The 10,542-nt window shown below is 62.0% G+C and carries 10 protein-coding genes; 8 read left to right on the forward strand and 2 right to left on the reverse strand.

Going from position 1 to position 10,542, the window contains the following annotated elements; translation table 11 throughout:
• Window positions 1–148: 148 nt before the first annotated feature.
• Complete coding sequence (gene katG, locus AC0L2V_RS03185; RefSeq protein ID WP_287236166.1) at window positions 149–2,350, forward strand: catalase/peroxidase HPI; 2,202 nt, start codon at window positions 149–151, stop codon at window positions 2,348–2,350.
• Between the two features lie 72 nt (window positions 2,351–2,422).
• On the opposite strand, the gene AC0L2V_RS03190 is transcribed toward katG, so the two are convergent.
• A complete protein-coding gene (locus AC0L2V_RS03190; protein ID WP_027152432.1) occupies window positions 2,423–3,100 on the reverse strand; it encodes an MIP/aquaporin family protein in 678 nt (225 codons plus the stop codon).
• A gap of 288 nt (window positions 3,101–3,388) precedes the next feature.
• Here AC0L2V_RS03190 and AC0L2V_RS03195 point away from each other — a divergent pair, with 288 nt between their 5' ends.
• The 5 genes from AC0L2V_RS03195 to AC0L2V_RS03215 all read left to right on the forward strand — a co-directional run bounded on the left by AC0L2V_RS03195 (window position 3,389) and on the right by AC0L2V_RS03215 (window position 9,119).
• Window positions 3,389–4,678: an RsmB/NOP family class I SAM-dependent RNA methyltransferase gene (locus AC0L2V_RS03195; protein WP_473519384.1), complete on the forward strand. Its 1,290-nt coding sequence runs from the start codon at window positions 3,389–3,391 to the stop codon at window positions 4,676–4,678.
• A gap of 96 nt (window positions 4,679–4,774) precedes the next feature.
• Complete coding sequence (locus AC0L2V_RS03200; RefSeq protein WP_023800372.1) at window positions 4,775–5,233, forward strand: PaaI family thioesterase; 459 nt, start codon at window positions 4,775–4,777, stop codon at window positions 5,231–5,233.
• A 4-nt stretch (window positions 5,234–5,237) separates the two neighbouring features.
• Entirely contained in the window at window positions 5,238–5,900 is a 663-nt protein-coding gene (locus AC0L2V_RS03205) for a 5'-methylthioadenosine/S-adenosylhomocysteine nucleosidase (protein WP_473513820.1), read from the forward strand.
• A 56-nt stretch (window positions 5,901–5,956) separates the two neighbouring features.
• Window positions 5,957–7,549 carry a glutamine-hydrolyzing GMP synthase gene (gene guaA / locus AC0L2V_RS03210; protein WP_473513796.1) on the forward strand — a complete coding sequence of 531 codons (1,593 nt, stop codon included), beginning with the start codon at window positions 5,957–5,959 and terminating at the stop codon, window positions 7,547–7,549.
• Window positions 7,550–7,865: 316 nt separating this feature from the next.
• A complete protein-coding gene (locus AC0L2V_RS03215) occupies window positions 7,866–9,119 on the forward strand; it encodes a tyrosine-type recombinase/integrase (protein ID WP_473519385.1) in 1,254 nt (417 codons plus the stop codon).
• Here the strand turns inward: AC0L2V_RS03215 and AC0L2V_RS03220 are convergent.
• Window positions 9,100–9,432, reverse strand: coding sequence for a helix-turn-helix transcriptional regulator (locus AC0L2V_RS03220; RefSeq protein ID WP_473519386.1), 333 nt, complete (start codon window positions 9,430–9,432; stop codon window positions 9,100–9,102). The two genes, AC0L2V_RS03215 and AC0L2V_RS03220, sit on opposite strands and share 20 nt — an antisense overlap.
• A gap of 522 nt (window positions 9,433–9,954) precedes the next feature.
• Here AC0L2V_RS03220 and AC0L2V_RS03225 point away from each other — a divergent pair.
• Window positions 9,955–10,155: a hypothetical protein gene (locus AC0L2V_RS03225; RefSeq protein ID WP_473519416.1), complete on the forward strand. Its 201-nt coding sequence runs from the start codon at window positions 9,955–9,957 to the stop codon at window positions 10,153–10,155.
• A gap of 177 nt (window positions 10,156–10,332) precedes the next feature.
• Window positions 10,333–10,542 (forward strand): transposase (locus tag AC0L2V_RS03230; RefSeq protein WP_473519387.1); only part of this gene is annotated, 210 nt, incomplete at its 3' end.

The following is a 10,542-nucleotide window of genomic DNA, read 5'->3' on the forward strand; positions in this document are numbered from 1 at the left end:
TCGCAACAAACAGGAAAGGCAATTTGTTTTTATCGGCAAGGCGGCCTAGTCTGGAACCATTCCAGAATGGCGTGGCTCAGGGCCCGTCCGGAAAATCAACAATCCCGGAAATCAACAAATCCCGGAAATCAACAAGTCGGAGAGAACGATGGACGCAAAGACCGATGACACCAGCGCCGGCAAATGCCCGGTCGCGCATGGGTCGGCCGGCAGGACCAACCGTGACTGGTGGCCAAACCAGCTTGACCTTGCCGTTCTCCACCAGCAGTCGAGCGTCTCGGACCCGATGGGCGAGGACTTCGACTACGCCAAGGAGTTCAAGAGCCTCGATCTCGATGCGGTGATCAAGGACCTGCACCAGGTGATGACCGATTCGCAGGATTGGTGGCCGGCCGATTTCGGCCATTACGGCCCGCTCTTCATCCGCATGGCCTGGCACAGCGCCGGCACCTATCGCATCGGCGATGGCCGTGGCGGCGCCGGCGCCGGCCAGCAGCGTTTCGCGCCGCTCAACAGCTGGCCGGACAACGCCAATCTCGACAAGGCACGCCGGCTGCTGTGGCCGATCAAGCAGAAATACGGCAGGAAGATCTCCTGGGCCGACCTGTTGATCCTCACCGGCAACGTCGCGCTGGAATCGATGGGCTTCAAGACGTTCGGCTTCGCTGGCGGGCGCGCCGATGTCTGGGAGCCCGAGCAGGACGTGGATTGGGGGTCGGAAACCAAGTGGCTCGGCGACGAGCGCTATTCCGGCGACCGCGAACTTCGGGGCCATCTCGGCGCCGTGCAGATGGGGCTGATCTACGTCAACCCGGAAGGGCCGAATGGCAAGCCCGATCCGTTGGCCTCGGCACGCGACATCCGTGAAACCTTCGCACGCATGGCCATGAACGACGAGGAAACCGTGGCGCTCATCGCCGGCGGTCACACCTTCGGCAAGACCCACGGCGCCGGCGATGCATCGCTGGTGGGGGCGGAGCCGGAAGGCGCCGGCATCGAGGCGCAGGGCCTCGGCTGGTCGAGCAAGCATGCCACCGGCATTGCAGGCGACGCCATCACCTCGGGCCTCGAGGTGACCTGGACCACGACGCCGACCAAGTGGAGCAACAACTTCTTCGATAATCTGTTCAACTACGAATGGGAACTGACCAGGAGCCCGGCCGGCGCCCATCAGTGGACGCCGAAGGGCGGCGCCGGTGCAGGCTCCGTGCCGGACGCGCACAATCCGTCGAAGCGCCGCGCGCCGGCGATGCTGACCACCGACCTCGCCCTGCGGGTCGACCCGGCCTATGAGAAGATCTCGCGGCGTTTCCATGAGAATCCGGATCACTTCGCCGATGCCTTCGCTCGCGCCTGGTTCAAGCTGACCCATCGCGACATGGGTCCGGTTGTCCGCTATCTCGGCCCGCTCGTGCCGAAGGAAGAGCTGATCTGGCAGGACCCTGTCCCGGCTATCGATCACGAACTGATCAGCGAGCAGGACATCGCCTCGCTGAAGGCGAAGATCCTGGCCTCTGGCCTGTCTGTTTCCGAACTGGTCTCGACCGCCTGGGCCTCGGCCTCGACTTTCCGCGGCTCCGACAAGCGCGGCGGCGCCAACGGCGCACGCATCCGCTTGGCGCCGCAGAAGGACTGGGACGTCAATCAGCCGACCGAACTGTCGAAGGTGCTTGCGCAGCTCGAAGGCGTCCAGAGCGAGTTCAACGCCGGGCAGACAGGCGACAAGAAGGTCTCGCTTGCCGACCTGATCGTTCTCGGCGGCGTCGCCGCGGTCGAGAAGGCAGCGAAGGACGGCGGCCATGACGTGGAGGTGCCTTTCACGCCAGGCCGCATGGACGCCTCGCAGGAACAGACGGATGTCCAGTCCTTCGCCGCGCTCGAGCCAAAAGTCGATGGCTTCCGCAATTATGTCCGGGGCAAGCAGCCGATGTCGGTCGAAGCGATGCTGGTCGATCGGGCGCAGCTGCTGACCTTGACGGCGCCGGAGATGACGGTGCTCGTCGGCGGGTTGCGGGTGCTCGGCGCCAACACCGGCAAGTCGAAGCACGGGGTGTTCACCGACAGGCCGGGCACGTTGACCAACGATTTCTTCGTCAACCTGCTCAGCATGGACACGGTCTGGGATCCGGCCGCCGGGTCCGATGAAGTCTACGAAGCGCGCGACCGCAAGACCAAGGCGGTCAAGTGGACCGGCACCCGCGCAGATCTGATCTTCGGCTCGCACGCGCAGTTGCGTGCGCTTGCCGAGGTCTACGGGTCGGCGGACGCCGGGCAGAAGTTCGTTAGGGATTTCGTCGCTGCCTGGACCAAGGTGATGAACGCCGACCGCTTCGATCTTGCCCGATCCTGAGGCGGCAAGTGATTCTCTAACAAAAAAGCGCGGGCCTTGACCCGCGCCTTTTTGTATTGAAGCCTTGGAAAATCAGTCCTTCTCGAAGATACGGGTCTTGGCGACCACGCCGGCGATGGCGCCGCCGATTAGCGGTGCGACGATGAACAGCCAGAGCTGGCCGATCGCCGCACTTCCCGAAAACAGCGCCGGGCCGATCGAGCGGGCCGGATTGAGCGACGTGCCGGTCACCGGAATGATGGCGAAGTGCAGTCCTGCCAGCGTCAGGCCGATGACCAGGCCGGCAAAGGCCGTCGCGTGGCTGCCGCTGGTGACGCCGAGGATGACCGTGACAAAGGTGAAGGTTCCGATCAGTTCCCACAGGAGCGCCGAGCTGACACCCCACTTCGTCGCATCCCAGCCGTTGGCGCCGAAGCCGCCGGTATGGCCGCCGACCTGCCCGGAGACGATGATCCACAGCGCCAGCGACGCAATGATGGCGCCGATGACCTGCGCGATCCAGTAGGGGATGACGTCCTTGGCCTCCATTCGGCCGGCGAGGAACACGCCGAGCGTCACCGCCGGGTTGAGATGCGCACCCGAGATCGGGCCGATCGCATAAGCCGCCGCGATCAGGCCGATGCCGAATGCCAGACCGATGCCTTCCTGGCCGAGCGGCAGCGCGCCGCCGAAGCCGCCCGTCACCACCGAAGCCGTGCCGATGAACACCAGTAGAAATGTGCCTAGAACTTCCGCCAGGTAAGTCTTCATTGCCCTCTCCTTGTAATTTCCCGCCGATCCGCTTGCAGTTCTTGGCGAATCACGCAGCGGAAGACTATCGCAACTTCAAAAGTTTGAAAGCATAGCAATGCGAGGGCCGCTGATATCAAGAGAGCTGCGTTTGATCTGGCGTTCTCACGGGGAGAGGGTCAGGGTGAGGGGGCAGCGCAAACCTGAAGCGAGCGCCCTCTGCCCGCAAGACTCTCCCCGCTTGTGTGCGCCGGTCGCGCGCTTTAGAGCAGGACCCGGAATTGATTTGCTGAGTAACGGAATAACAAGATGCGACTGGGCGGACGGCTGGCAGCAGCCATCGAAGTGCTGGAGGATATCGGCCGGCGACACCGGCCGGTCGCCGATGCGCTGAAGGATTGGGGCCTGTCGCACCGCTTCGCCGGCGGCGGCGATCGCGCCGCGATCGGCAACATCGTCTATGACGCGCTGCGGCGAAAGCGCTCGGCCGGCTGGCTGTTGGGCGAAGATACGCCGCGCGCCATCGGTTTTGGCGCGCTGCTGCTCGAATGGAACCAGACGGCGCAGTCGTTGAACGAAGCGCTCGACGGTGACAAGTTTGCGCCGCCGCCGTTGAACGACGATGAACTGAAGGCCATCGCTGACCGCCAGGTAAACGATGCGCCGCCGGCGGTGCGCGCCGATATTCCGGATTGGTGCGAACCGTTTTTCGAGCAGGCCTTCGGCGTCAGCTGGGTCGATGAAGGTGCGGCGCTGGCGACCCGCCCGCCGCTCGACCTTAGGGTCAACACGCTGAAGGCCGATCGCAACAAGGTGCTCGCCGAACTGGCCGAGACCGGCGCCAGGGCTGCACGAATTGCGCCGCACGGCATCCGCATCCCGCCGATCGCGGGCGACGGCAGGCACCCGAACGTGCAGGCCGAACCGGCCTTCCAGAAAGGCTGGTTCGAGGTTCAGGACGAAGGCTCGCAGATTGCCGCCACGCTGGCTGGCGCCGAGGCCGGGATGCAGGTTCTCGACTTTTGTGCCGGAGCCGGCGGCAAGACGCTGGCCCTGTCGGCGGCGATGGACAATCGCGGCCAGGTGTTTGCCCATGATTCCGAAAAAGCGCGGCTGGCGCCGATCTTCGACCGCATCCGCCGCTCGGAAAACCGCAACGTGCAAATCGTCACCAAGCCGACGGAACTTAGTACACTCGCGGCCCACATGGACATCGTCGTGGTCGACGCGCCCTGCACCGGCAGCGGCACCTGGCGGCGCCGGCCCGATGCCAAATGGCGGCTGACGCAGAAGCAGCTCGATGCGCGCAAGGGCGAGCAATCGGCGATCCTCGATGTCGCCAAGACCTTCGTCAAACCGGGCGGGCTGCTGGTCTACATCACCTGCTCGGTGTTCGACGAGGAGAATGGCGAGCAGGTCGCTGCCTTCAGGAATCGTAACAGCGGCTTTGTCCCGGTCGATCATCGCCAGCTCTGGGACAGCCGCTTTCCGGGCCACCAGGCGGCCGCACGTATCGGCGCAGCAGGCGGCATTTCGCTGTCGCCGGCGTTGAGCGGTACCGATGGGTTTTATGTCTGCGCACTGCGCAAGGGTGGCTGAACCTTGCCGGCGGGCCGATTGCTGCAGTGCAGCAATAGCGATTGCCTGCCGCTCATACCTCTGCAATAAGCTTTTCTGACAGGAGCGTGACAAGCTATGGCAGCAGAGATCGTACCCGCCCCCAATTATGAGGATCGTGTCAGGACGTCCTTCGCGCGCCAGAACGCCATGATGACGATCGGCGCCGAGCTGACGTTGGTGACGCCGGGCATCATCGAGATCGAGATGCCCTATTCGGCGGCGCTGACTCAGCAGCATGGCTTCCTCCATGCCGGCGTCATTTCGACGGCGCTGGACTCGGCCTGCGGCTATGCCGCGTTCTCGCTGATGCCGGAAAGCTCCAGTGTGCTGACCATCGAATTCAAGGTCAATCTGCTGGCGCCGGGCCGGGGCGAGCGTTTTCTGTTCCGCGGCTCGGTGACCAAGCCCGGCCGCACCATCATCGTTGCCGACGGCCAGGCCTATGCCTTCGCCGTCGACGGCGAGGCCAAGCTGATCGCCACCATGACTGGAACGATGATGACGGTGGTCGGGCGCGATGGCATTGAAGGCTGATCCGATGCGCAAGGCGGTCAGAATTGCCGGCAGGGACGTCCTTTTCGTGATGGCGGCGCAGGCCGAATACGGGCCGCATCTGCAGCGGCTGTTCACGCCGGTCATGACAGGGGTGGGGCCGGTCGAAGCGGGTGTCAGGCTGGGCGCGGAACTGTCATGGCTCAAATCTGAAAAGGCGCTGCCGGATCTCGTCGTCTCGCTCGGTTCGGCCGGCAGCCGGACACTGGAACAGACGGAAATCTACCAAGCCGTTTCGGTCGCCTACCGCGACATCGACGCCTCGCCATTGGGCTTCGAGAAGGGCGCGACGCCGTTTCTCGACCTGCCGGTGACGGTGCCGCTGCCGTTCAGGATTCCAGGCATAAGGGAGGCGACGCTGTCGACCGGCGCGGCGATCATCTCCGGCAGCGCCTATGATGCGATTGGCGAGGACATGGTCGATATGGAGACCTTCGCCTGCCTGCGTGCCTGCCAATTGTTCGGCGTGCCGCTCGTCGGCCTGCGCGGCATTTCTGACGGGGCTGCCGATCTCAGGCATGTCGGGGACTGGAAGGAGTATCTCCATGTCATCGACGAGAAGCTGGCGGATGCGGTGACGCGGCTGGAACAGGCGATCAGCTCCGATGCGCTGCAGTTTGGACCATCGCATGACGCGGAAACGGAGTGACAGAGACGCCTTCGCAACCCATTGCGCCGACTCGTTTCTTTCTCTAAACGCTCGCCATGAAGATAGCCAATCGTCCCGACACCCTCCTGCCAGACACCGTCCTGCCAGACACCGTCCTGATTGTCGATTTCGGCAGCCAGTTCACGCAGCTCATCGCCAGGCGCATCCGCGAGGCCGGCGTCTTTTCCGAGATCGTGCCGTTCCAGTCGGCCGAAGCGGCGTTCAGGCGCATCAATCCGAAGGCGGTGATCCTCTCCGGCGGCCCGGCCTCGACCGGCGACATCGGCAGCCCGCGCGCGCCGCAGATTGTCTTCGACGCCGGCGTGCCGGTGCTCGGCATCTGCTATGGCCAGATGGCCATGTGCGTGCAGATGGGCGGCGTGGCCGAAAGCTCCGACCATCGCGAATTCGGCCGTGCCTTCGTCGAGATCCAGAAGGACAGCCCGCTGTTCGAGGGCCTGTGGGCGCCCGGTCAGCGCCATCAGGTGTGGATGAGCCATGGCGACCGCGTCATCTCGCTGCCCAAGGGATTCGAGGTGTTCGGCAAATCGGAAGGCTCGCCCTTCGCCATCTTCGGCAATGTCGAGCGCAAGATGTACGGCATCATGTTCCACCCCGAAGTGGTGCACACGCCGGACGGCGCCCGGCTGCTGCAAAACTTCGTCCACAAGATCGCCGGCATCGAAGGCGACTGGACGATGCGCGCCTACCGCGAGCACGCGGTCGAGACGATCCGCAAGCAGGTCGGCAAGGGCAAGGTCATCTGCGCTCTTTCGGGCGGCGTCGATTCCTCGGTCGCAGCACTCCTGATCCACGAGGCGGTCGGCGACCAGCTCACCTGCATCCTTGTCGACCACGGGCTGATGCGCAAGGACGAGGCATCAGGCGTGGTCGAGATGTTTCGCCAGCACTACAATCTGCCGCTCATCCTGGTCGACGCCTCGGACCGCTTTATCGGCGCGCTCGAGGGCGAGTCGGATCCGGAAAAGAAGCGCAAGACCATTGGCCGGCTGTTCATCGAGGTGTTCGAGGAAGAGGCCGAGAAACTCGGCGGCGCCGATTTCCTGGCGCAGGGCACGCTCTATCCCGACGTCATCGAAAGCGTCTCCTTCACCGGCGGCCCGTCGGTGACGATCAAGTCGCACCACAATGTCGGCGGCCTGCCCGAGCGCATGAACATGCAACTGGTCGAGCCGCTGCGCGAACTGTTCAAGGACGAGGTCAGGGTGCTCGGCAAGGAGCTCGGCCTGCCCGACAGCTTCGTCGGCCGGCACCCGTTTCCCGGACCCGGTCTTGCCATCCGCTGCCCGGGCGGCATCACCCGCGAAAAGCTGGAGATCCTGCGCGAGGCCGATGCCATCTATCTCGACGAGATCCGCAAGGCCGGCCTCTATGACGCCATCTGGCAGGCCTTCGCCGTGCTGCTGCCGGTGCAGACCGTCGGCGTCATGGGCGACGGCCGCACCTATGAATTCGTCTGCGCGCTGCGCGCCGTCACCTCGGTCGACGGCATGACGGCGGATTTCTACCACTACGACATGGCGTTCCTCGGCGCCGCCGCCACCCGCATCATCAACGAGGTGCGCGGCATCAACCGCGTCGTCTACGACGTGACGAGCAAGCCGCCGGGAACAATCGAGTGGGAATAAAGCTCGGTGGTTCTCCAGCATTTGGTGGCTATCGGCGGCATACGGTCAATTGTTTGAATTTTAATCGTTTTCCTCTCTTTGCCTATCGCTGACTATCGCCCACAAGCGGAATCATTTGGCGGTAAGCCTGACGGCATCCCTTCTCTCATCATCCTCCCTTGAAGCTAGTACCGTCACGACCTCGCTTCCTAGTACGTTAGCTAATCTTCAGGTAAGCCGTTGAATTTTCGATGATATGGTCGGGCCTTGACGGTAAAATCGATGACGGTAAAATCTGGCGCTGGATATGTGGAAACGCGCTTAGATTGTCCTCTCCATGCTCACTGACATTGCACTTAAGAAGCTGAAACCAAAAGACAAAATATACAAGGTCGCTGATCGTGACGGTATGTACGCCACGGTGTCCCCCGCAGGGCAGATCTCGTTCCGATACGACTACCGAATGAATGGTCGGCGAGAGACAGTTACGCTGGGCCGCTATGGTGAGGGTGGCATCTCGCTAGCAGAAGCGCGCGACCGCTGCATTGCCGCTCGAAAAATGGTGGCAGCCGGACAATCGCCGGCGCATGAAAAGCAGCGTGAAAAGCGGCGCCTGTCTGCAATGGCTACCTTCGGCGATGCCGGCGGGGGCTGGTTTAACGAGGCCAAGATGGCGGATAGCACGCGATCAATGCGCAAAGCCATCTTCGATCGAGACATCTTGCCAATTTGGGACAAAAGGCTCCTCACAGAAATAACAGCTGACGACTTGCGGGCGCTCTGCGCAAAGGTGCGCGACCGCGGCGCGCCGGCAACAGCCATTCATGTCCGGGATATTGTTAAGCAGATCTATGGTCATGCCATTCTGCACGGCGAGAAGATTCCCAATCCAGCGGACGAGGTAGGACCGGCCTCGATTGCCACCTTCGAGGCAAAGGACCGAGCATTGTCCCCCGCAGAAATCCGAATCATGCTGAACGAGTTGGAAAATGTGCCAACGTTGCCGACGATACGGCTCGGCCTAAAACTGATCCTGCTCACGATGGTTCGGAAGGGTGAGCTGCTGGACGCGACGTGGGACGAGGTCGATTTTGAGAACGCTGTTTGGAGCATTCCCAAAGAGCGAATGAAACGGAAAAAGCCGCATAACGTCTACCTGTCCCGCCAATGCCTCGATATCCTGATTGCACTCAAGACTTGCGCAGCGAACTCGCGATACGTGCTGCCATCTCGCTATGACGCCGACGAACCCATGTCGCGCGCCACCTTCAATCGGGTCACCATGGCCATTGTCGACCGCGCAAAAAAACAAGAATTGCCACTTGCGCCCTTTACAGTGCACGACCTACGGCGAACCGGCTCGACACTCCTAAACGAGATCGGATTCAATCGCGACTGGATCGAAAAATGCCTTGCACACGAAGACAGCCGTACCTCGCGTGGTGTTTACAACAAGGCTGAGTATGAGCCGCAGCGTCGTCATATGCTGCAGGAATGGGCGGACATGGTTGAGGCATGGGCGGCAGGCAAGAAGCACAAGCCCGTACTCCAGCCGGCTGCCGGGGCGGCGATCATCCTCGATCCGATTTGACAGGTCTCGTCTTCCGCGACCGCACGTCTGGACCTGGGGCAATTTCGATTGCGCCGGCAGACGATGCGTTTCGCCTTGCCTGAACCCAGGCTTCGACCTCCGCCAGATCCCAAACAACACAGCGGGGGGTCAGATTGAAGCGTCGTGGGAACTCGCCACGCTGTTCCATCTCATAAATGGTCGTGTCCGATAAGGGGACGATTTCTCGCAGCTGCGCCCGACGAACAGTTCGCACGGCCCGACACGCCGGAAACGGGCCAGGCTGCTCAAGTTTGAATTTATCCACCTCTGAAGACGGCTGCGGTTTGCCCATTGCGTTACCGATAGGGTTGCCTTGCTGGCCCACGATCGCGCAACTTTCCGGGATCGCGTACAGCCATCAATTGCGACCCACATAGCCTCGCCTACGAACGAGGCAAAGGCGCTCTATCACAGACAGTGTCAGGACCGCACTGCACCTTTTCTAAATGCTTGTCGGTTATTTGAAATCTGGGAGTGGCTCTATGCCTAGCGGAGATCAAAGAACGACCGCGCAGCTGCCTGACCCGCGCACCCGCCGCAAGCGCGAGAGCTAGCAGCGCCGACTAAGTCCTCCGCGCTCCACCGCACCAACGCACGCGCAGCCCGCATCCGAGCACCGGTGACGGCCACCTTGTACAAGCACTAGCACTCTCAAAAAGTTTGGTTGTGTGGGAGCCATCCGGCCAAGGCCGCCTTGAATGGAAACCAAGAGGGGGCGATCTAACAATGGCAAACGAGAGTGAAGCAACTACAAGCGCCGGTTTGTTGGAACTCACCTGCGGATATTGTGGCGGCCTACGTACAAAAGAACGCGGTGCCTTCGAGCGACCTTCCCAATTTGATCGCCAGCGTTAATTCTGCATTGAAGCTATCCGACGGTCTTCGCAGCCATCCGAGCCTTAACTCATTCCCGCGGTCAACCAAGCGGTCGGTATTTCCAGACCACATTATCTGTCTGAAGACGGCAAGAAATTCAAATCCCTCAAGCGACACCTCGGAGTCCACTACGGCCTAAGGCGGGATGAAGAGAGGCTGAATCGAAGGGGGATTCCCAAATCAGCGGGGATTTGATTCAACACATTGGCTGGGGATGGAGGCCAGCATGGATGGGCAAGCCTTATTCGATGTGACCTGCCGCGGGTAATTTCCTCCAGTTGGGATTAGAGTCCGGCCTCGTTTGAAGGACGGACTGATGAAGAGAAAGCGGTTTACGGAAGAGCAGATCATCGCGGTTTTGCGCGGCGGGATCTCGGAGGCGACGCTGTACAACTGGAAGGCGAAGTATGGCGGGATGGACGTGTCCGACGCCAAGCGCCTAAAGGCCCTGGAAGACGAGAACGCGAAGCTGAAGAAGCTGCTCGCCGACCAGATGCTGGAAGCCTCGGCGCTGCGCGAGCTTCTG

The organism is Mesorhizobium sp. WSM4814 (genome assembly GCF_055811595.1).

What these genes read in the sequence shown, in the direction of transcription:
- katG (WP_287236166.1), top strand. Translation starts at nt 149, where the DNA reads ATGGACGCAAAGACCGATGACACCAGCGCCGGCAAATGCCCGGTCGCG.
- AC0L2V_RS03190 (WP_027152432.1), bottom strand. Translation starts at nt 3,100, where the DNA reads ATGAAGACTTACCTGGCGGAAGTTCTAGGCACATTTCTACTGGTGTTC.
- AC0L2V_RS03195 (WP_473519384.1), top strand. Translation starts at nt 3,389, where the DNA reads ATGCGACTGGGCGGACGGCTGGCAGCAGCCATCGAAGTGCTGGAGGAT.
- AC0L2V_RS03200 (WP_023800372.1), top strand. Translation starts at nt 4,775, where the DNA reads ATGGCAGCAGAGATCGTACCCGCCCCCAATTATGAGGATCGTGTCAGG.
- AC0L2V_RS03205 (WP_473513820.1), top strand. Translation starts at nt 5,238, where the DNA reads ATGCGCAAGGCGGTCAGAATTGCCGGCAGGGACGTCCTTTTCGTGATG.
- guaA (WP_473513796.1), top strand. Translation starts at nt 5,957, where the DNA reads ATGAAGATAGCCAATCGTCCCGACACCCTCCTGCCAGACACCGTCCTG.
- AC0L2V_RS03215 (WP_473519385.1), top strand. Translation starts at nt 7,866, where the DNA reads ATGCTCACTGACATTGCACTTAAGAAGCTGAAACCAAAAGACAAAATA.
- AC0L2V_RS03220 (WP_473519386.1), bottom strand. Translation starts at nt 9,432, where the DNA reads ATGGGCAAACCGCAGCCGTCTTCAGAGGTGGATAAATTCAAACTTGAG.